General features: G+C 60.2%; 19 protein-coding genes. 6 read left to right on the forward strand and 13 right to left on the reverse strand.

Annotation, left to right across the window (positions count from 1 at the left end; all coding sequences use genetic code 11):
* Positions 1–72: 72 nt before the first annotated feature.
* The 9 genes from panC to dksA all read right to left on the reverse strand — a co-directional run bounded on the left by panC (position 73) and on the right by dksA (position 10,781).
* Complete coding sequence (gene panC, locus EC919_RS20205) at positions 73–924, reverse strand: pantoate--beta-alanine ligase (RefSeq protein WP_133776130.1); 852 nt, start codon at positions 922–924, stop codon at positions 73–75.
* Entirely contained in the window at positions 921–1,721 is an 801-nt protein-coding gene (panB, locus tag EC919_RS20210) for a 3-methyl-2-oxobutanoate hydroxymethyltransferase (protein ID WP_133776131.1), read from the reverse strand. The genes panC and panB overlap by 4 nt, the downstream gene beginning before the upstream one ends.
* A 210-nt stretch (positions 1,722–1,931) precedes the next feature.
* Positions 1,932–2,414 carry a 2-amino-4-hydroxy-6-hydroxymethyldihydropteridine diphosphokinase gene (gene folK / locus EC919_RS20215; RefSeq protein WP_133776132.1) on the reverse strand — a complete coding sequence of 161 codons (483 nt, stop codon included), beginning with the start codon at positions 2,412–2,414 and terminating at the stop codon, positions 1,932–1,934.
* Positions 2,415–2,420: 6 nt separating this feature from the next.
* Entirely contained in the window at positions 2,421–3,818 is a 1,398-nt protein-coding gene (locus EC919_RS20220) for a polynucleotide adenylyltransferase PcnB (protein ID WP_133776133.1), read from the reverse strand.
* Between the two features lie 755 nt (positions 3,819–4,573).
* Complete coding sequence (locus tag EC919_RS20225; RefSeq protein WP_133776134.1) at positions 4,574–6,013, reverse strand: sigma-54-dependent transcriptional regulator; 1,440 nt, start codon at positions 6,011–6,013, stop codon at positions 4,574–4,576.
* Between the two features lie 22 nt (positions 6,014–6,035).
* Positions 6,036–8,990 (reverse strand): sensor histidine kinase, encoded by a 2,955-nt coding sequence (locus EC919_RS20230; protein WP_166650593.1) that lies wholly within the window; start codon positions 8,988–8,990, stop codon positions 6,036–6,038.
* Positions 8,974–9,150: a hypothetical protein gene (locus tag EC919_RS20235; RefSeq protein ID WP_002552060.1), complete on the reverse strand. Its 177-nt coding sequence runs from the start codon at positions 9,148–9,150 to the stop codon at positions 8,974–8,976. Before EC919_RS20235 ends, EC919_RS20230 begins: the two co-directional genes overlap by 17 nt.
* A 121-nt stretch (positions 9,151–9,271) precedes the next feature.
* Positions 9,272–10,159, reverse strand: a complete 888-nt coding sequence (gene gluQRS / locus EC919_RS20240; RefSeq protein WP_133776136.1) for a tRNA glutamyl-Q(34) synthetase GluQRS — start codon at positions 10,157–10,159, stop codon at positions 9,272–9,274.
* Between the two features lie 178 nt (positions 10,160–10,337).
* The gene (dksA, locus tag EC919_RS20245) at positions 10,338–10,781 is read right to left on the reverse strand and encodes an RNA polymerase-binding protein DksA (RefSeq protein WP_065988293.1); all 444 of its coding nucleotides are present in this window, start codon (positions 10,779–10,781) and stop codon (positions 10,338–10,340) included.
* A 350-nt stretch (positions 10,782–11,131) separates the two neighbouring features.
* Between dksA and EC919_RS20250 the strand changes: the two genes are divergently transcribed.
* On the forward strand, positions 11,132–12,304 hold the full coding sequence (locus EC919_RS20250; RefSeq protein WP_133776137.1) for a pyridoxal phosphate-dependent aminotransferase: 1,173 nt from the start codon (positions 11,132–11,134) through the stop codon (positions 12,302–12,304).
* Entirely contained in the window at positions 12,304–13,047 is a 744-nt protein-coding gene (gene sfsA, locus EC919_RS20255) for a DNA/RNA nuclease SfsA (protein ID WP_133776138.1), read from the forward strand. Before EC919_RS20250 ends, sfsA begins: the two co-directional genes overlap by 1 nt.
* Here the strand turns inward: sfsA and EC919_RS20260 are convergent.
* On the reverse strand, positions 13,025–13,354 hold the full coding sequence (locus EC919_RS20260; protein ID WP_133776160.1) for a Rieske (2Fe-2S) protein: 330 nt from the start codon (positions 13,352–13,354) through the stop codon (positions 13,025–13,027). The genes sfsA and EC919_RS20260 overlap by 23 nt on opposite strands.
* A 219-nt stretch (positions 13,355–13,573) precedes the next feature.
* On the opposite strand from EC919_RS20260, the gene EC919_RS20265 reads away from it, so the two are divergent.
* From EC919_RS20265 to deoC, 3 genes are all read left to right on the forward strand, one after another.
* Positions 13,574–14,557, forward strand: coding sequence for a FecCD family ABC transporter permease (locus tag EC919_RS20265; RefSeq protein WP_166650596.1), 984 nt, complete (start codon positions 13,574–13,576; stop codon positions 14,555–14,557).
* Positions 14,557–15,324: a heme ABC transporter ATP-binding protein gene (locus EC919_RS20270; RefSeq protein ID WP_133776140.1), complete on the forward strand. Its 768-nt coding sequence runs from the start codon at positions 14,557–14,559 to the stop codon at positions 15,322–15,324. The genes EC919_RS20265 and EC919_RS20270 overlap by 1 nt, the downstream gene beginning before the upstream one ends.
* A 189-nt stretch (positions 15,325–15,513) precedes the next feature.
* On the forward strand, positions 15,514–16,290 hold the full coding sequence (gene deoC, locus EC919_RS20275) for a deoxyribose-phosphate aldolase (protein WP_133776141.1): 777 nt from the start codon (positions 15,514–15,516) through the stop codon (positions 16,288–16,290).
* Between the two features lie 167 nt (positions 16,291–16,457).
* Here deoC and EC919_RS20280 read toward each other — a convergent pair whose 3' ends face one another.
* The 3 genes from EC919_RS20280 to EC919_RS20290 form a co-directional block, all read right to left on the reverse strand.
* Positions 16,458–16,760 carry a TfoX/Sxy family protein gene (locus EC919_RS20280; protein ID WP_133776142.1) on the reverse strand — a complete coding sequence of 101 codons (303 nt, stop codon included), beginning with the start codon at positions 16,758–16,760 and terminating at the stop codon, positions 16,458–16,460.
* A 237-nt stretch (positions 16,761–16,997) separates the two neighbouring features.
* Positions 16,998–17,342, reverse strand: a complete 345-nt coding sequence (locus EC919_RS20285; protein WP_133776143.1) for a pentapeptide repeat-containing protein — start codon at positions 17,340–17,342, stop codon at positions 16,998–17,000.
* A gap of 102 nt (positions 17,343–17,444) precedes the next feature.
* A complete protein-coding gene (locus EC919_RS20290) occupies positions 17,445–18,980 on the reverse strand; it encodes a bifunctional aminoglycoside phosphotransferase/ATP-binding protein (protein WP_133776144.1) in 1,536 nt (511 codons plus the stop codon).
* A gap of 133 nt (positions 18,981–19,113) precedes the next feature.
* On the opposite strand from EC919_RS20290, the gene mrcB reads away from it, so the two are divergent.
* Entirely contained in the window at positions 19,114–21,435 is a 2,322-nt protein-coding gene (gene mrcB, locus EC919_RS20295) for a penicillin-binding protein 1B (protein ID WP_133776145.1), read from the forward strand.
* Positions 21,436–21,442: the final 7 nt, after the last annotated feature.

A 21,442-nucleotide genomic window follows, 5' to 3' on the forward strand; every position in this document is an offset into this window, starting at 1 on the left:
GCAGATGGTCGTCCGATCACGTGACTTTTGTTTTACACGTGACCGGGTGCATCCTTCAGCCGGTTGTGCAGGTTATTCCTTGACCAGATGCAGGTTGTCGATCAAGCGCGTCTTGCCCATGAACGCCGCGCCCAGCACCACCAGATCATGATCATCCGGGGTCGCAGGACGCAGGCTGACTGCATTGCGAATCTCAAGATAATCAGAGCGAAATCCTGCGGCTTCGAGGGCTTTGACGCCATCGCTGATCAACTGCTGATGATCCTGCTCGCCATTCTGCAATGCCGTGCCGATCTGCTTGATGACGCGGTACAGGGCGGGCGCCGCAGCGCGCTGGTCTTCAGTCAGGTAGCCATTACGCGACGACAGAGCCAGGCCATCGGCGGCACGCACGGTGGGTTCGCCGATGATTTGAATGGGCATATTCAGGTCACGCACCAACGCGTTGACGACGGCCAGTTGCTGGAAATCCTTCTGACCGAAAATCGCGATGTCCGGCTGCACCATGTTGAACAGCTTGCTGACCACCGTCGAAACGCCGTCGAAATGACCAGGACGGCTGCCGCCACACAGACCTTCAGACACCACCGGCACGCGCACGATGGTCTGGTCGGCCATGCCATGGGGGTACATTTCTTCGACCGTCGGCGTAAACAACAGGTGGCAACCGGCTTGAAGCAATTGCTCCTGATCGGCGGCCAGGGTGCGCGGGTAAGACGCCAGGTCTTCGTTGGGACCAAATTGAAGCGGGTTGACGAAGATGCTGGCGATCACGAAATCAGCGCGTTGAACCGCTTTAGTGACCAGAGCGATATGGCCGCTGTGCAAGTTGCCCATCGTGGGCACCAGTGCGATGCGTTTGCCTTCGCTGCGTGCGCGGGCGACGACGGCGCGCAACTCGCGAACGGTTTTAACTGTGTTCATGCCGAGAATCCGTGTTCTGGAGCGGGGAAGCTGACGTCCTTGACCGCGCTGACATAAGCGGCGATCGCCGACTGAATGTCCAGCTGACCGGCCATGAAATTCTTCACGAATTTGGGCACGCGGCCGCTGATCGACAGCCCGAGCATGTCGTGAAGCACCAGCACCTGACCGTCTGTGGCGCTGCCGGCGCCTATCCCGATCACCGGAATCTTCACGGCATGGGTGATTTCCTGGGCCAGTTCGCTTGGCACGCACTCCAGCAAAATCATCGCGGCGCCGGCCTGCTCGAGGGTGATCGCGTCGGCCCGCATCTGCCGCGCCTGCGACTCCAGGCGACCCTGTACTTTATAGCCACCCAGCACGTTGACCGCCTGAGGCGTCAGACCCATGTGTGCACAGACGGGAACGCCGCGCTCGGCGAGCAGCCGGATCGAGTCGGCCAGCCATGCCGCGCCCTCGATCTTGACCATGTGCGCGCCCGCTTGCATCAACGTGGCGCTGTTGGCGAAGGTCTGCTCAGGAGTGGCGTAGGACATGAACGGCAGATCCACCAGAATCAGCGCGCCCTGGTTGCCGCGTTTGACGCCAGCCACGTGGTACGCCATTTCAGCGGTGGTAACGGGCAGCGTGCTGTCGTGGCCCTGAAGGACCATGCCCAGCGAGTCGCCGACCAGCAGCACTTCCACGCCGGCCTGGCTGGCGGTGTGGGCAAAAGTCGCGTCGTAGCAGGTCAGCATGGTGATTTTTTCACCTTTTTGCTTCAGAGCCAGCAGGGACGTAACGGTGATATCGGGCATGGAAAGTCCTCATTCAGGCGCTGTGAATACTGCGGCGATCAACGCGTGATTCATCTTGGGAGGCAGGCACATCGTCGTTTCGCGATGTTTGCAACGGCCTGATCCGCGCCTTTTGGCCGGTCGTCCGGCTTTGGGACGCTTATCTTCGTGAGGAGGGGGCGGGAAGTCAATTCCGGGTGTTGCCGGTTTCAACGTGCCCGCAGAACGGCGTCAGCTCGGCAAACGCTCCAGGCCTTCGAACGGGCACTGGGCAAGCAGCTCATTCAGCGCGCGGCCATCAGCCAGGGTAATCCCCGGCGCCAGTTCGGCCAGCGGATACAGCACAAACGCGCGCACTTGCATCTGGTAATGCGGCACCTTCAGTCGCGGCTCATCGATAAGGCGATCGCCGAACAGCAAGATGTCGAGGTCCAGCGTGCGCGGCCCCCAGCGTTCGAGGCGCTCGCGGCCCTGATCGTTTTCGATGCCTTGCAAGGCGTCGAGCAGCGCCAGCGGGGGGAGCGAGGTGTCGAGGGCGGCGACCGCATTGGTGTAACGCGGCTGACCCGGTAACAGCGAGTCGCTGACATAAAAAGAGGAAACGCCTGACAGGCTACTTTGCGGCAATTGGCCCATGGCCTTGATCGCTTCTCGCAACTGTTCGGCGGGGTCGGCCAGGTTGCTGCCCAGGCCGACGTAAACGCGCTCGATCATCGGCTGTTATTCCGCCCCGTCGACGCCGGCGCGTTTGCGCTTGCCGCTGCTGCTGCGACGACGTTTGCGTGGACCCTGGCCGGTGGCGTCGGGCTTGCTGCCCAAGTCACGAATCATGTCGCGGCGTCCGGAATCATTGGCGTCCTGATAGTCCGTCCACCATTCACCCAGGCCGTCGGTTTCTTCGCCAGCGGACTCGCGAAGCAACAGGAAGTCGTAGCCGGCACGGAAACGCGGGTTTTCCAGCAGCAGGTCCGCACGTTTGCCCGAGCGACGCGGCAGACGTTCCTGCATGTCCCAGATCTCGCGGATCGGCAGGGTAAAGCGTTTCGGAATCGCGATCCGCTGGCACTGTTCGGTGATCAGCTCGTGAGCCGCTTCCTGCATGGCCGGGATGGGCGGCATACCGCGCTCTTGCAGACGCAGCACCCGCGCGGGCAGGGCAGGCCACAACAATGCGGCAAACAGGAACGCCGGCGTGACCGGTTTGTTCTGCTTGATGCGCAGATCGGTATTGGCCAACGCCTCGCTGATCAACGTGTGGGTGTAAGTCGGGTTGTATTCCAGGGCTTTGGAGCTGGCCGGGAACAGCGGCTCGAACAGTTCAAGATCAACGAGCATCTCGAACGTCGCCTCGGCGTATCCGGAGAGAAACAGCTTCAGCACTTCTTCAAACAGACGCGCCGAAGGGATGTCACGCAGCATCGGCGCCAACGGGCGAATGGGCGTGGCGCTGTGCTTCTCGATGCCGAAATCCAGCTTGGCGGCGAAACGCACGGCCCGCAGCATGCGCACCGGGTCTTCCTTGTAACGCTGCTGCGGATCACCGATCAGACGAATCAGGCGATTGCGGATGTCGTGAACGCCATTGGCGTAATCGAGGACGCGCTCGGTGACCGGATCGTAATACAGGGCGTTGATCGTGAAGTCCCGACGCTGGGCGTCGTCTTCGAGGGTGCCGTAAACGTTGTCACGCAGAATGCGCCCGCTCTCGTTGCGTGAAGACTGATTGCTGTCTTCGTCTTCGTCGTCGATCGGGTGGTTGGCGCGGAAGGTCGCGACTTCAATGATTTCACGGCCGAAATGGATGTGAACCAGCTTGAAGCGGCGGCCGATGATACGGGCGTTGCGAAATTCGGCGCGGATCTGCTCTGGCGTGGCACTGGTGGCGACGTCGAAATCCTTGGGCGTGATGCCGAGCATCATGTCGCGGACGCAGCCGCCAACCAGATAGGCCTGATAGCCGGCGGTCTGCAGGCGCTCGACGATATTCACCGCATAGCGGCTGAATTGATTGCGTTGCAACGAATGCTGACTGCTGCTGAGCACTTCAGGCGTTGTGCGCACATGTTGCTGCGGCTTGCGCAGTGGGGAACGGAATGACTGGAACAGCTTCTTCAGCATGGGAGGCACTGTTTGAAGGAATATTCGGCCAATTTCGAAGAGTGACCGCACGATGGGCGGGGATTCTAGCATTTAGTCGAGGGATGGTGTAGGAGGCAGCGCGATGGGTGCGTACGGGGGGTGACTGTGGACTTGGTGCGGGGTGTGGATCGGGGAAGGGGTTTATCGCAGATGCTACTGGGGGAGCCGAAGCTCCCCCAAAGTGCGTGCTCTTATTTTTATTGTCTGATGGGCTTTTTATTTTTGTTAACCGCCCGATTCACGACTTTCGTCTGTGAAACCTCCCAATCGGGAGTCAAGAGCAAACGGATTGCTTTGGTCGCTGTGCGGCAGTGATCTATCGATCCAACCAGTTCAGGCTCTACCTAAGGGTAGTTTTTGTTGTTCTCGGCCTGGTTGCGGGACAAGTCCCAAATGCAACGCCTCTCCAAAAGAATCAGTTAGCTGCGCCTCCGCCGTGTTGTTTTTGTTATGCGTGAGTCGATTCGTCTTGTTTTTATTATGTTGGTGTTTCGGGTGACTGATTTTTGTTGTTCTTGTACGAATACATATTGCAGTACCTGTGCCAACTTCGGAAAAACGTGCTGCACGCCGCTGAATTCAAGGGTGTGGCAAATTGACGCTATTTTGCACGGGCGAAAAAAAACCGGGGGTTCGTTACCGTACGCCCCGGTTTTGTTACGTCACCCTTTATGAGGTAACAGTTTTTTCACATCCCTTGTAACCCGCGTGCCAGAGCCCGCGCGGGGGAGCACTCACGTTTCGCTGGCCACTCCGGTCTTGCGTCGCGGAATGCCCAGGCGTTGGCGACGCTCCCACAGGCACTTGCGGCTGACACCCAGCTTGCGAGCCAGCTCGGTTTCCGTCATGTGGTCCTGATGCTCGAGAACGAAGTGCTGGAAATAGTCCTCCAGCGACAAGTCTTCGGTTGGCTCGCCAGCCGTGGAACTCGACGAGCCTGACGTTTGCGGTGCAAGGCCGATGAACTCATTCACGTCGAGGTCGCTCAGCTCGATATCGATGCCCAGCAGCTCTGCAGAAATGTCCGGGCTTTCGCACAAGATGACCGCGCGCTCGACTGCATTCTCCAGCTCTCTGACGTTACCCGGCCACGAATAGTGTCGAATCGCTTGCTCGGCATCTGGTGCGAAACGCAGGTCATTGCGCCCGGCCTTGAGGCTTTGCCGCGCCAGGAACGCATTGGCGATTTCATTGACGTCCGCGCCGCGTTCACGCAATGCGGGCAGCTTCAGCGCGATCACGTGCAGGCGGTAGTACAAGTCTTCGCGGAACTGGCCGACTTTAGCAAGGCTCTTGAGGTCGCGATGAGTCGCTGCGATGAGGCGCACGTCGACTTTCTGCGACTGCACCGAACCCACCCGGCGGATTTCGCCTTCTTGCAGTACGCGCAGAAGTCTTGCCTGAGCTTCCAGCGGAAGTTCGCCGATTTCGTCGAGAAACAGGGTGCCGCCATCAGCTGCTTCAACGAGACCGGCACGCCCGGCGCTGGCACCGGTGAACGCGCCTTTTTCATGGCCGAAAAGCTCGGACTCGATCAGGGATTCGGGGATTGCTGCGCAGTTGACCGAAATCATCGGGGCCTTGGCCCGACGGGACAGGTTGTGCAGCGCGCGCGCTACCAGTTCCTTACCCGTTCCGGACTCGCCTTGAATCAGCACGTTGGAGTCAGTCGGCGCGACTTTGCGAATCTTGCTGTACATGTCCTGCATCGGCGGGCACGAGCCGATAATGCCGATCTCGCCGTTGCTGTTGTCCGGACCGGACTTGTCGCCAGTCGCAGTTTTTGCGGTGGCGGCGCGTTCGGCCTGCATGCTTTGCAGCGTCTGGCGATCGCGCAGGATGCGCGAGACGGCCTGAAGCATTTCGTCGTGGTCGAAGGGTTTGGCGATGTAATCCACCGCGCCCATTTTCATCGAATCCACGGCCGAGCGCAGGCTGGCGTAACTGGTCATGATCAGCACCGGCTTGCCCTGGCCGAGCTTGATCAACTCGGTGCCGGGGGCGCCGGGCAGGCGTAAATCGCTGACGATCAGGTCAAACGAAGGGATGCTGAAACGTTCCTGAGCTTCCTGCACGGATCCGGCTTCGCTGACCTGGTACTGATTACGTTCCAACAGTCGACGCAGGGCGGAGCGGATGATGGTTTCGTCTTCCACGATCAAAATGTGAGGCATTGATTCGGTTCTCTCGACGGTCTCAGTTCACGGCGGACGTCGCTTCGACATGTCGCGGTAAGGTCACCCGAATCCGGGTTCCGCGTTGGTGCTCGGGGTCAGCCGGGCTGTCGATGGTGATTTGTCCATAATGCTCTTCAACGATGGAATAGACCAGCGCGAGCCCCAGTCCTGTTCCTTCGCCCGGATCCTTGGTGGTGAAGAAAGGTTCGAACAAGCGGTCCATGATGGCTTTCGGAATGCCGCTGCCTTCATCTTCGACGATCAGATCGACCGTGTGTTCGGAGGCTTCGCTTTTCACCCGCACCGCACTGCCGGCGGGCGATGCATCGCGGGCGTTGGACAGTAGATTGATCAATACCTGTGCGAGGCGTTGTGGATCGCCGTCCACCCAGTGGTTCGGGTTGCACAGGTTATAGAACTGCACTTCGAAATTGCGCCGGTTCAGCGCCAGCAGACCAATGGCATCCTGCGCCACCTCGGCCAGGCAAACCGGTTCGTCGGCGTGTTGATGTCCGCCGGCGTGGGCGAAGCTCATCAGTGATTGCACGATGCGGGAGACGCGCTTGGTCTGCTCGATGATCTGGCTGCTGATTTCCGTCAGCTCGCTGTCTTCTTCGCGTTCTTCGCGCAGGTTCTGCGCCAGGCAGGCAATGCCGGTAATAGGGTTGCCGATTTCATGGGCAACGCCGGCAGCCAGTCGGCCAATGCTCGCAAGCCGCTCGGAGTGCACCAGCTTGTCTTCGAGCATCTGGGTGTCGGTCAGGTCTTCAACCAGAATCACCAGCCCGCTGTTACCCGGCGCAAGCGGCTCGTCGATGGCGGCCTTGTGCAGGTTGAGCCAGCGAGTCTGACCGTCGAGGCCCAGGCGCTGCTTGTGCAAGTGCTCGTCAGGGACGTTGATGAAACCCAGCAGCAGCTGCTTCCAGGGATCGACGATGGTTTCGAGCCGTGACCCGACGACGCGCTGAGCGCCGATGCCGGTCAGCTCTTCCATGGCCTTGTTCCACATCAGGATCTCCTGATCCTTGGCCAGGGAGCACACGCCCATCGGCAACTCTTGCAAGGTCTGGCGGTGATAACGGCGCAGGGCGTCAAGCTCGGCAGCCAGGCCGGTGAGGCGGGAATGGTAATCCTCGAGGCGGCTTTCGATGAAGTGGATGTCTTCGGTGACGTAGTTCTCGCTGCCGGACTTGTACGGCAGGAAGGTTTCGACCATGTCCTGCGCAACACTTGGCCCCATCAGGCCGGAAAGGTTGGCTTCGATACGGTCGCGCAAACGGCGCAGCGCATAAGGCCGGCGCTCGTCGAACGGCAGATAGAGATCCCGCAGCGCCTGTTCGACTTCCTTCTGCGCAGCCTTAGCGCCCAAGGGCTTGGCCAGTTGAGTGGCGAATTCCTGAGGGGAGGCCGCGTGCAGTTCGCGGCGCTGTGGGCGGCGAACGTTGTCCACCGCGCAGGCCTCGGCCGCACTTGCCTCTTCGGGACTGGGATTGCTGAACAGTGAAATCAGGGTGAAGACCAGCACGTTGGCCGCCAGAGAGGCGATCGCTGCCATATGCCAGCTGGTGTCATCCAGCACGTAGATCATGTTCAGCAGCGGGATGTAGAACCCCTGGAAGTCGCCGATCAGCGGCAGCAACATGCTGATGGTCCAGACCACGATGCCGGCAATGAGGCCAGCCATGAAACCGCGTCGGTTGGCCGCCGGCCAGTAGAGCACCGACAGCACGCCCGGCAGAAACTGCAATGTGGCCACGAACGCGACAATGCCCAGGTTCGCCAGATTCTGCTTGGCGCCAAGCAACAGGTAGAAGCCAAAGCCGGCCATGATGATCGCGACAATCAGACCGCGCCGGGTCCACTTCAGCCAGCGATAGATATTGCCTTCGGCAGGCGGCTGGTAAAGCGGCAGCACAAGGTGGTTCAACGCCATGCCGGACAGCGCCAGCGTGGTGACGATGATCAGCCCGCTCGCCGCGGAAAGCCCGCCGATATAGCCGAGCAATGCCAGGGTCTTGCTGTGGGCTGCGATGCCAATACCCAGAGTGAAATACTCGGGGCTGGTGGTGGCGCCCAGTTTCAAGCCGGCCCACAGCACCAGGGGTACCGCCAGGCTCATCAGCAGCAGAAACAGTGGCAGACCCCAACTGGCGCTGACCAGCGAGCGCGGGTTGAGGTTTTCGGTGAAGGTCATGTGATACATGTGCGGCATCACGATGGCCGAGGCGAAGAACACCAGCAGCAGCGTCCGCCACGGGCCTTCCTGCAATGGCGTGTGCAACGCCGCCAGTGCGCTCTGATTTTGCAGGAGCCATTGTTCAAGGCTCTGCGGCCCGTCGAACACGCCATACAGCGCGTACAGGCCGATGCCGCCGATGGCGACCAGTTTGATGACCGACTCGAAGGCGATGGCGAACACCAGCCCTTCGTGTTTTTCCCGCGTGGCGATGTGGCGCGAGCCGAAGAAGATGGTGAATAGCGTGATCAGTACGCAGAACGCGAAGGCCACGTAGTTGCGCACCGGTTCCCGGGTAAGAATGCCGATGGAGTCGGCCACGGCCTGGATCTGCAGTGCCAGCAACGGCAAGACGCCGATCAGCATGAAGATGGTCGTCAGGGCGCCCGCCCAGGTGCTGCGAAAGCGGAACGCAAACAGATCGGCCAGTGAAGAGAGCTGGTAGGTGCGGGTGATCTTGAGAATGGGGTAGAGCAGGACGGGGGCAAGCAGGAACGCGCCGGACACCCCTAGGTAACTCGACAGAAAACCGTAGCCGTATTCGTAAGCCAGCCCCACCGTGCCGTAGAACGCCCACGCACTGGCGTAGACGCCGAGTGACAGCGTGTAGGTCAGGGGGTGACGGATGATCCAGCGCGGGATCAGGCCACGTTCGCTGATCCAGGCAACGCCGAACAGCACCGTCAGGTAGGCGGCACTGACCAGAATCATCTGGGTCAGGCTAAAGCTCATCGGCATCTCGTTGGCTCTGCAGAATGAAGGTCACGACAATCAGGATCAGCCACAGCATGTACGGCCTGTACCAGGCGCCCGTAGCGTCGATCCACCAGTCCATGATGGCCGGGGAAAACAGATAGATGCCCACCACCAGCAGCAGGACCAATCGATAAATGTACATTTGGCCTCCCAGGTTGACTGACCGGACGATGATGGAGCGGCATGGTAACGGATGGCGATGGGGCTGCAAGCGACGTTTGCGCCAGCGTTGTGCTGCCTCCCTATGAATCGGCCGAGGCAGCTCAGTCTATTCGAGCTTCCTCGATTGCGCCCAGGCGGGGGATCGAATCGGCATCCCAGTGCGCAATGGCCCAATCCAGCACCTCCCGGGGCGTAGCCTCGTCCAGTTCAGCCGGCGTCTTTTGCCCCAGGGCACGTAAACCCCGAAGCAGCAACGGCGTGGCCTGATCGGGCGGCAGTGGCGGCGAGCGGTAGGATTTACCCAGTTTATGGCCGTCGGGTTGGGTGATCAGCGGCACATGAAGGTAGCGCGGTTGCGGCACGCCCAGCAGCTCTTGCAGGTACAGCTGACGCGGCGTGGAATCGAGCAGGTCAGCACCGCGTACGATGTCGGTCACGCCTTGCCAGCCGTCGTCGAGGACAACCGCCAGTTGATAGGCGTAAAAGCCGTCCCGGCGACGAATGATGAAATCACCCGAGTCGCGCCCCAGGTGTTGACGAAACTCGCCCTGCACCCGGTCTTCGAAGCGGTATTCCAGCTCTGGCACTCGAATGCGGATGGCCGCGTCCTCCGGTGAATGCCCCGCATTGCGGCAAAAGCCCGGATAAATGCCGTTGTAGCCTTCCAGTTGTTTGCGCGAACAGGTGCAGGCGTAAGCGAGGCCGTGGCTGAACCAGCGATGGATGATCGCCTGGTAAGCCTCATGCCGTTCGCTTTGCCTCACCAGTTCGCCGTCCCATTCGAATCCGTAGGCTTCAAGCGTCTGGAGTATCCCTGCCTGGGCACCCGGAACCTCGCGGGGAGGGTCGAGATCTTCCATGCGCATCAGCCATTTTCCGCCCACCGAGCGGGCGTCGAGGTAGGAGGCCAGCGCCGCGACCAGAGAACCGAAGTGCAGATAACCGCTGGGGGTTGGCGCAAAGCGCCCTATATAAGAGGGGGTTTTCATGGGCGCTGATGGTACTGGAAATAAAACGTACGAAATACCGGACGACATGGCGTGTCGTGTGGGAAAGCGCGACGTGCTCGTGTGGCGCTTTCCAGTCCACACCGTCGCGCGTTTGCGCGATCAGTGCCGGGAAACAAAAAAGGACGCCGAGGCGTCCTTTTCTACTGGATCAACAGGATCACTTACCGACCTGCTTTTCCTTGATTTCAGCGAGGCTTTTGCAGTCAACGCACATGTCGGCCGTTGGGCGGGCCTCAAGACGCTTGATGCCGATCTCGACGCCGCACGATTCGCACCAGCCGTATTCCTTGTCCTGAATCAGCTGCAGCGTCTTGTCGATCTTCTTGATCAACTTGCGCTCACGATCACGGGCGCGCAGTTCCAGCGCGAATTCCTCTTCCTGACTTGCACGGTCTGCAGGGTCAGGGAAATTAGCCGCCTCGTCCTTCATGTGAACAACCGTGCGGTCAACTTCTACCATCAACTCCTGTTTCCACTTGGACAGGATCTTGGTGAAGTGCTTGCGCATCGGGTCGCCCATGTATTCCTCACCCTTCGTCGCGACGTAAGGTTCGAAACCACTGATTGCCGGGGTGCTCTTTTGCTTTTCTTCGGTGGGCATGAACGGACCGCCTCTCACTCTTCTAAGCCATTACACAGGTTAAGATCCATCGCCGACACCTGCCGGCCCTGCGGCTGCAAGCGGGCGAACTTACCAGATCGAATCGGAGCGCGCTACTCCCGGTTGTCGAGGATGGCCTGCAGCACGCACGTGGACTATGACCACAGCCTGAGCGCCCGGTTTTATCTATTTTGCAGTGCGCTGAGTTTAGCGCCTGCGACGTAAGCCCCCGGTTTTCTGGACTGCCGGCCGCAAGTCGCTGCTGCTCAGCCCGATAAACGCTGTAGCCCGCCCGGGCGGATGAGTAGAATCGGCGAATTATCTCGCCACCCCTCACCAAAGGAAGGCCCATGCCCCAGCCCTACAGTGCGCGCAGCCGCGCCATAGAACCCTTTCATGTCATGGCGCTGCTGGCGCGGGCGAATGAACTGCAAGCGGCGGGGCATGACGTTATCCACCTGGAGATCGGCGAGCCGGATTTCACCACGGCCGAGCCGATCATCAAGGCCGGTCAGGCGGCGTTGGCCGCTGGCAAGACCCGTTACACGGCGGCCCGTGGTTTGCCGGAATTGCGCGAGGCGATCGCAGGCTTTTACGCTCAACGTTACGGTGTGAATGTCGATCCGGGCAGAATTCTGATTACCCCTGGCGGTTCGGGCGCGTTGCTGCTGGCGGCGAGTCTGCTGGTCGATCCCGGCAAACACTGGTTGCTGGCCGATCCGGGATACCCATGCAACCGGCATTTTCTGCGTCTGGTGGAGGGCGCCGCGCAGTTGGTGCCTGTAGGGCCGGACGTGCGTTATCAGCTGACGGCCGATCTGGTGGCTCAATACTGGAACGAGGACAGCGTCGGCGCACTGGTGGCTTCTCCGGCCAATCCGACCGGTACATTGCTGCACCGCGACGAACTCGCCGCGCTTTCCGCGTCGCTCAAGGCACGCGATGGCCACCTCGTGGTTGATGAGATCTATCACGGTCTGACCTATGGCACGGACGCGAGCAGCGTGCTGGAAGTCGATAACGACGCCTTCGTGCTGAATAGTTTTTCCAAGTATTTCGGCATGACCGGTTGGCGACTCGGTTGGCTGGTTGCCCCTGAGGCCGCGGTCGGTGATCTGGAGAAGCTGGCGCAGAATCTTTACATCAGCGCGCCGAGCATGGCGCAAAGTGCGGCGCTTGCCGGTTTCGAGCCGCAGACCCTGGAGATCCTCGAACAACGTCGCGCCGAGTTTGCCCGCCGTCGCGACTTCCTGCTTCCGGCGCTGCGCGAACTGGGTTTCAACATCGCCGTTGAGCCAGAGGGCGCCTTCTATCTATATGCAGACATCAGCGCGTTCGGCGGCGACGCGTTCGCGTTCTGCCATCACTTCCTGGAAACCGAGCACGTCGCGTTCACACCCGGGCTGGATTTCGGTCGGTACCGCGCCGGCCATCATGTGCGCTTCGCCTACACCCAAAGCCTGCCTAGGCTTGAGGAAGCGGTCGAGCGAATAGGTCGTGGCCTGCGGAGCTGGCAAGGCTGATGCGATTTTCTCCTCCCCTTGAAGAAGGCCGGCTGATTCAGCGCTACAAGCGCTTCCTTGCCGACATCGAGACCGCCAGCGGCGAGCTGCTGACGATTCACTGCCCCAACACGGGCTCCATGTTCAACTGCATGATGCCGGGTGGCCGCGTCTGGTTCAGCAGATCCAATGACCCTAAGCGCAAGCTGCCGGGCACTTGGGAAATCACTGAAACACCACAGGGCCGGCTCGCCTGCGTCAACACCGCGCGCGCCAACAGGCTGGTGGAAGAAGCACTATTGGCCGGCGTGATCACGGAGTTGGCAGGGTTTACGGCACTCAAGCGCGAAGTCGCCTACGGTCAGGAAAACAGCCGCGTCGACTTCCGTCTTGATTTCCCCGATGGCCCGCTGTACCTGGAAGTCAAAAGCGTAACGTTGGGCTTTGATGACAGCCGGGTCGCTGCGTTTCCCGACGCGGTCACTCAGCGCGGCGCGAAGCACCTGCGCGAACTGGCGGCCCTGGCCCGGGAGGGCGTGCGCGCGATGTTGCTGTATTGCGTGAACCTGACAGGCATCGATGCCGTGCGGCCTGCCGCCGAAATCGACGCAGCTTATGCCGCTGCCCTGCTAGAGGCGGCTGCGGCAGGGGTTGAAGTGCTCGCGTATGGGGTGCAGCTCACCCCTGACGAAGTGCGCATTGATCGGCGTCTCGAAATTCACCTTACGGAGACGCGCCCGCTCAGTCCGGTGCAACCGGGTTGATCCAGATGCCCTGAGCGTCCTCGCCGCAGTCGATAGCCCGCAGGGACTTGCCCTCGCAGGGGCCCGCCACGCACTCGCCGCTCTCGATGAGAAACAGGGCACCGTGAGTGGCACACTGGATCAGACTGGCGCTGGCATCGAGAAACTCATCGGCCTGCCATTCCAGCGCCACCCCTCGATGAGGGCACCGATTGGCGTACGCATACACCTGACCCGCTCGCCGGACGGCCAGAATCCTGATTTCATCAACTTCGAATCCAAGGCTTTTGCCTTCCATCAGCGCAGCGCTGTCGCACAGGTATTTCAGCATGGTCTCCTTGGCGTTTGACGCTCAATTGCAAATAATTATCGAATTCCTGAGCGAGGCAGGCTGCGCATTCTGCCAGCAGTCAAACCCGCCAGTCGATGAACGAAATCCAGTCGGTCGCGCCTTGAGGTGATTGACTGAGCCTTCCTTTTATAGAGGATGCACCTTTTTATGCGCTTCACCTCTCAAGTGATCTGGATCGCGCTGGGCTTAGCCTGTTTGCTGGCGGTATGGCTGTCCCTCGCGCTAGGTCCTGTCAGTCTGCCGATGATCGATACCTTGCGCGCGGTTCTCCATCTGGTGGGCGTGCCCGTTGCGGAGGACAACTTGCAGCAGGCGGAACTGATCGTGGGCCAGATCCGCCTGCCCCGTACGTTGCTCGGGCTAGCGGTGGGCGCAGTGCTGGCCTTGTCCGGCGTGGCGATGCAGGGTTTGTTTCGCAACCCCTTGGCCGATCCCGGTCTGGTCGGGGTTTCCAGTGGCGCGGCATTGGGCGCGGCGGTGGCCATTGTCGCCGGCGCATCCCTGGGCGGATTGCCTGAACCGTTCCAGCCTTATCTCCTGTCAATCTGCGCCTTCGTTGGTGGGCTTGGAGTGACCGCAATCGTGTATCGGCTTGGACGCCGCAGTGGCCGAACCAGCGTCAGCACCATGCTGCTGGCGGGTGTGGCGATGACTGCGCTGGCCGGCTCGGTGATCGGCCTGTTCACGTATCTGGCCGACGACGCGAGCCTGCGGACGCTGACGTTCTGGAACCTGGGCACGCTCAACGGTGCCAGCTATGCCCGGCTCTGGCCTCTTTTGCTGGTTTGCGTGGCGGTGATCCTCTGGCTGCCGCGCCGAGCCAAGGCGCTCAATGCGCTGCTGCTGGGAGAATCGGAGGCGCGCCATCTGGGCATCGAGGTCGAACGCCTCAAGCGAGAGCTGATCCTGTGCATTGCTCTCGGTGTCGGAGCCGCCGTTGCAGCGGCGGGGCTGATCGGCTTCATCGGTCTGATTGTGCCGCACCTGGTGCGATTGTTGACCGGGCCGGACCACCGCGTTGTGCTTCCTGCCTCAGCGCTGGCGGGCGCAACGTTGCTGCTCTTCGCAGACATCTTCGCCCGACTGGTGATGGCGCCGGCGGAGCTGCCGATCGGGATTGTCACCGTGTTCATTGGCGCACCGTTTTTTCTTTTCCTGCTGGTTCGAGGGCGTCGCTGATGTTGATCGCCAATGACCTGGGCGTTATGCGTAATGGCAAGCAGGTAGTTGCCGACATCGACCTGGCATTGGCGCCTGGTCAGATGCTCGGCGTGCTGGGCCCCAACGGGGCCGGTAAAAGTACGCTGATGGCGGCCCTGTGCGGCGAGCTTGCCCCGACCCACGGTCGGGTGCTGCTGGACGACATTTCCCTGAATCAATGGCGTGGCCCCGAGCGGGCGCGGCGGCTGGCTGTACTTCCGCAGGCCTCGACGTTGAATTTCGCGTTCAAGGTCGAGGAGGTGGTCGCGATGGGCCGCTTGCCCCATGACAGCGGTCAGCAACGCGACGGTGAAATTATCCAGCACGCCCTTGCGGCGGCCGATGGGCTTCATCTGCTGGGTCGCAGCTATCTGACGCTGTCGGGCGGCGAGCGTCAGCGGGTTCATCTGGCGCGCGTGCTGGCGCAGGTGTGGCCGGGCGAGGAGGGCCAGATTCTCTTGCTGGACGAGCCCACGTCGGCGCTCGACCCGCTGCATCAACACACCACGCTGTTGGCCGTTCGCGCGTTCGCCGACCGTGGCGGTGCGGTGATGGTGATCTTGCATGATTTGAATCTGGCCGCCCGCTATTGCGATCACCTGTTGCTGCTAAGCCAAGGGCGCGCACATCTAGCCGGTACACCGCGGCAAGTGCTGACGCCAGAAGCGCTGAATCGGGTATTTGGTCTGGATGTTCTGGTGCAACCCCATCCCGAGCGTGGACATCCGCTGGTGATCGCTCGCTGAAATGGGCTCGTATCGACCGGCATGAGCTGCCTTTCTCTGCGTTGCACCCCATTTCCGAGCCTCGTGCGGGCAATGTCCTTCGGACAATTCTTGTAATCATGTAGGCCTGCTCTTTTGCGTCTTTGTGGCCGTTCAGGCACAGCCGTTCTCGATTATCGTCGCCTCAAGCAAAGGCATCGAGGGTGTGTAATGAACGAGATAAATGAGGCAATTAACGTGCATGAGGTCGATGCGTCACTGGCGGAACTGGCTATTGGTCTGATGGAATTGGCTTCGTTGAATGCCGATGACACGCCGGAAAAGATTATCGCGTTGTGTCATCGAGCCCTGACACCTGTGGGGCATGTTGCCGCCGTCTGCGTAACGCCCAGATTCGTGGGACTGGCGCGGCGCACGCTCGACAGCCTTCATGCGCGGGAGATCAAAGTCGTGGCCGCGGTTAATTTCCCGAGCGGTTCGCCTTCTGTGAGTTCCGCCGATTCGGAAACCCAGGCGGCGATCCTCGCGGGTGCCGACGAGATCGATCTGGTCTATCCCTTCCATGCTCTGCTTGGTGGGGACAGGCAGATCGGCGCGGACATCATCAGTACCTGCAAAGCCAGGTGCGGTCGGTCAGCTTTGACCGTTACGCTGGAAACCGGCGTGCTGCGTGATCCGCAGGTCATTCACGGCGCAAGCTGTGTGGCGATTCAAGAGGGCGCCAACTTCCTGAAAACCAGCACGGGGAAACATATCCTCAACGCGACGCCCCAGGCCAGCCGGATTTTGATTGCGGCTATCGCCGAGTCAGGCGCGCATGTGGGCATCAACGTTTCCGGAAATGTGCGGACGCTCGATGAAGCGCGGGTTCACATGGATCTTGTCAAGGCACGCTTCGGCCCACGCTGGCTTGAACAGGGGAGGCTGCGGCTCGGGGCGACCAGCCTGCTGGATGATCTGTTAAGCCACTTAGGCGTAGGCGCTTAAATCGCAGGCAAAAAAAGACCCGGCAAAGAGCCGGGTCAAAAACCGTGATTAGCCTGATGAGGAGATAATCTGAGAGTCCGAACCAAGGAGCCTTTCAGGTTATCGGCCAGTCTCGCGACTGGATGTGATAATCATAGTGATTCTCATTTGTAAGTCAACAGTGTTGTTCACACTATTTTGCTTTTGGCGCTCGGCGCTCCTGGATTGCCCCCGGGACTGGCGTTCTTCAATTCGAAGTCCAGGGAATCCTTGTACTGTTTAGGCAGCATGCTCCAGGAGCAATTTGACAATGCGCCTTCCAGTGAATACAGCAGCGCCTTAGAGACTCGGAAGCCCCTGACCTGAACGGCCCGATAGGCCTGGATTGCGCCAAGTCGGCGCAAATCGGCAATAGTGTGGATACCCGCAGCGTGAAGCCATTGAACCGAGGTTTTCCCCAAGTTCTTCATGCCAAGCAATTCGTCGTCCATACGCGCAATCCGTCCTGTCATTCCATGTAAAAACTTCTCCAATGACCCGACACAAACTGAAAGGGCGAGCCATGCCCTTGAGCATAGACGACGTCAAATGAACCTGCGAAGAGACAACAGTTGATATGGAGGGCAGCTGCCGAACGGTAGGGATCAAACGAGAAGAAAGGGCGCGCGCGAGCCCGGCACGGCTGAGCATGCAGGGCGAGAAATAAGCGAGGTTTGGCGGGTGTGACGTTAGCGGGTGCGATAACGCAGGCGCGTACCGAAATTGACCGACATAAGGATTTCGTCAGCACTCAGCTCTGGCGGGAAGTACGCGCCGGATATCTGAGCGTGGGCGATGCTCGCACCCTCGAGCCTGGTTGTCCGAAAGTCCACGCCACGCAGGTCTGCGGACCTGAAATAGGCGTCGCTGAAATCGATCCCGTCAGCATTGAGCTCACGCAGGTCAAGACCGCGAAAATCTCCCCCTGACAGATCAACCTGGCCCTGTTTTGGCCGTTCGAGATTGAAGGCGGCCACGTCGTCTTTTCGCAGTAGCGCGAACAGAGGCGAGTCGAGCTGTTTGGGCTGGTTCATCTGACGTCTCCATTGTTGGAATTCTGACGCCACTATAATGCCACCAATGTCGGGCCGTGAAGCAATATCCTCCACGACTCGACCACTGGTGGACCCTGGATATCAGAGCCCCGGCAGGTGCTGACGAATGTCGGCGACCAGCGTGTCCAGATCGCCGCTGACATTGGTCTCTACGTGCCGGCTGCGCAATAATTCATCGGCGGTCAGCGCCTCGCGACTGGCCAGCTGCGCTTCAATGACTTCCATGGTGGCGTCGGAAGGATCCTGATTTTGTGCCCGACGTTGTGCCAGCCAACCCTCGATAACCGCCTTTGGCGCGGCGCAGTCAATGATCAGGAAAGGAACGCCCATCGCCTCGGCAATCTGCGCAGTCGCCTGCCGCTGTGCGAGCTTCAAATAGGTTGCATCGATGACCACCGGCAAGCCTGCGCGGAGCACAACACCGGCCAGCTCATTCAGGCGTTGATAAGTAGCAGCGCTGACGTCGGCGGAATACAGATCTTCATGGTCGGCGAATGCACGCTTGCGTTCGACATCTGAGCGCAGACGGATCGCGCCCAGCGCTTCCACCAGCCGCATCGCAACCTGGCTTTTGCCGACCGCGGAAACACCATGGGTGATGGCCAGAAAGTTGGACGGAATCGCGCTGTAGCTTTCGGCCAGGTTGGCGTAGTTGCGATACTGGCGCAGTGTCGCGGCGCGCTGCACCTGGTCGGCGTCGGCATTCAGGCTGAACAGCGCCACTTTGGCGCGGACCAGTGCGCGGTAGGCTTTGTAGAAATTGAGCAGTTGCAGGCCTGCGTAGTCGCCGGTCAGCTCCAGGTACTGGCTGACAAACCGACGGGAAAGGCTTTTCAGGCCGCGATCTTCAAGGTCCATGGCCAGGAAGCCGATGTCGGCATAGACGTCTGTCATGCGGAAGGGCTCGTTGAATTCAATGCAGTCGAAAATCACGACCTTGCCATCGATCAGCGTGGCGTTGCCCAGGTGAATGTCGCCATGGCATTCGCGAACAAAACCGTCCAGCTTGCGCTGGTTCATCAGCGGCTTGAGACGCTCGAAACTGGTGTTGGCCCACGCTTCCAGCGCTTCCAGCTGGATGAGGTCAGATTTTTCGCTGAGGAAAGGCAGAATCTGCTCGAAATTCTGCGTGACCGGCGCCATGACGCTGTCTGCGCTGCCGAGCGGGTTTTCCATCGGCACTTTAGGCGACTTGAGATGAAACTCGGCGATTTGCCGGGCCATATCGTCGATGTGCGCGGTGGTCAGTTCGCCCTTGGCTTGCAAGGTGCTGAGCAATCCGTCCTGCGGAAACTGACGCATTTTCAGCACGTACTCGATCGCTTCGCCTTCGCCATTCAACTGCGGGGCCTCGATGCTGCCGGTGATGGGCAGCACTTCCAGGTACAGATCGTTCGTCAGGCGCTGGTTGAGCATCAGCTCCTGCTCGCAGAAATGCTGGCGCGCAGACAGACTGGTGAAGTCCAGAAAACCGAAATTGACCGGCTTCTTCATCTTGTAAACGTACGGGCCGGTGAGCAGTACCCAGGAAATATGCGTCTCGATGACCTGAAACTGTTCGACCGGGTGAGGAAACAGGGCGGGGTTTTGCAGCGCGGCTATCAGTGTCTGGCTCACGGACGATCCTTGAAAGGTGATAAGTCGATAGAGAAGTAGCGAAAGGCGGCCATTATGGCCGCTGGAGACATTGCTGCAAACCGCTTAAAGGGTGGTCTGTCGGGGGCTTTGAAAGTGCGTATAATCCGCCGCCATGACCCGATCCCGTACCCCGAAAAAATCCCCCAAACCCACCAACAGCCGCCTGCGCAGCCTGTTGGGCTGGGCCCTGAAACTCAGTCTTGTCGGGCTGGTGATCCTTGGCTGCTTCGCCGTTTACCTGGATTCCATCGTTCAGGAAAAATTCTCCGGCAAGCGCTGGACCATTCCGGCCAAAGTCTATGCGCGGCCGCTGGAGCTGTTCGTCGGCCAGAAGCTGTCACGCGATGACTTCCTTCTGGAGCTCGATGCACTGGGCTACCGCCGCGAAGGCGTCGCCAACGGGCCGGGCGCTGCTGCGGTCAACGGCAACAGTGTCGATCTCAACACCCGCGGCTTTCAGTTCTATGAAGGCGCTGATCCGGCCCAGCAGATCCACGTACGCTTCTCCGGCGATTACGTCGCGGAGCTGACCGCCGCCAATGGCGCCAAGCTCGCTGTTGCGCGGCTTGAGCCCCTGATGATCGGCGGCTTGTACCCGAAGAATCTCGAAGACCGGATTCTGATCAAGCTTGATCAGGCGCCGCCTTATCTGCTCGACACGCTCGTCACTGTCGAAGACCGGGATTTCTATCACCACTTCGGGGTATCGCCAAAGGGGATCGTGCGAGCGTTCTGGATCAACGCATCCGCTGGCCAGATGCGCCAGGGCGGATCGACGCTGACTCAGCAGTTGGTCAAGAACTTCTACCTGACCAACGAGCGCAGCATCACTCGCAAGCTGACCGAAGCAATGATGGCTGTTCTGCTGGAGATCCATTACAGCAAGCAGGAGATTCTCGAGGCCTACCTCAACGAAGTGTTCGTGGGACAGGACGGTCAGCGGGCAGTGCACGGTTTCGGTCTGGCGAGTCAGTATTTCTTCAGTCAGCCGTTATCGGAGTTGAAGCTGCACCAGGTCGCCTTGCTGGTCGGTCTGGTCAAGGGGCCTTCCTATTACAACCCGCGCCGCAACCCGGAGCGTGCGCTGGAACGGCGCAATCTGGTTCTCGATCTGCTGGAGCAGCAGGGTGTCGCGACGCCCGAAGTGGTTGCTGCGGCGAAGAAGATGCCGCTGGGCGTGAGCAAGGTCGGGTCGCTGGCCGACAGCTCGTTCCCGGATTTCCTTGATCTGGTCAAACGCCAGTTGCGTCAGGACTACCGCGACGAAGACTTGACCGAGGAGGGCCTGCGGATATTCACCAGCTTCGATCCGATTCTGCAGATGAAATCCGAAGCCGCCGTGCGCGAAAGCTTCGCCAAAATTTCTGGCCGCAAAGGCGCCGACGAGATGGAAACGGCCATGGTCGTGACCAATCCTGAAACCGGCGAAGTCCAGGCGCTGATCGGCAGCCGCCAGGCAGGTTTCGCGGGTTTCAACCGGGCGCTGGATGCCGTTCGGCCGATTGGGTCTTTGGTCAAACCGGCCATCTACCTCACTGCTCTTGAGCGCCCGCAGCAATACACGCTGACCAGCTGGGTGCCCGATGAACCCTTCCAGGTGAAAGGCGCCGACGGCCAGATCTGGAAGCCGCAGAACTACGATCACAAAGCCCACGGCAATATTTTCCTGTATCAAGGCCTGGCGCATTCCTACAACCTGTCCAGCGCGAAGCTGGGTCTGGATCTGGGCATACCGAATGTCTTCAAAACCCTGACCAAGCTGGGCGTCACCCGTGAGTGGCCGGCCTTTCCGTCGATGCTTCTGGGTGCTGGCGCGCTGACGCCGATCGAAGTGGCGACGATGTACCAGACCATCGCCAGCGGCGGCTTCAATACACCATTGCGCGGAATTCGCAGCGTACTGACCGCCGAAGGGGAGCCGCTCAAGCGCTACCCGTTCCAGATTCAGCAACGTTTCGACCCGGGTTCGATCTATCTCTTGCAGAACGCGATGCAGCGGGTGATGCGCGAAGGTACGGGTAAATCGGTTTACAACGTGCTCCCGAGCACGCTGAATCTGGCGGGCAAGTCGGGCACCACCAACGACTCCCGCGACAGCTGGTTTGCCGGCTTCAGCCAGGACTTGCTGGCGATCGTCTGGATGGGCCGCGATGACAACGGCAAGACGCCGTTTACCGGGGCCACTGGCGCACTGCAGATCTGGACCAGCTTCATGAAGAAGGCCGATCCGCTGCCACTGGACATGGCGATGCCCGATAACGTCGTGCAGGCCTGGGTCAATGCCAGTACCGGCGAAGGCACCGATGCCAGCTGCCCGAACGCCGTGCAGATGCCGTATATTCGCGGCAGTGAGCCGCAACCCGGCCCGACTTGCGGTGGGCCTGCAGCGCCTGCCGATTCGGTCATGGACTGGGTCAAGGGCTGGTTGAACTAAGCCTGGT

This window comes from Pseudomonas graminis (genome assembly GCF_004364335.1).
Classification (GTDB): domain Bacteria; phylum Pseudomonadota; class Gammaproteobacteria; order Pseudomonadales; family Pseudomonadaceae; genus Aquipseudomonas; species Aquipseudomonas graminis_D.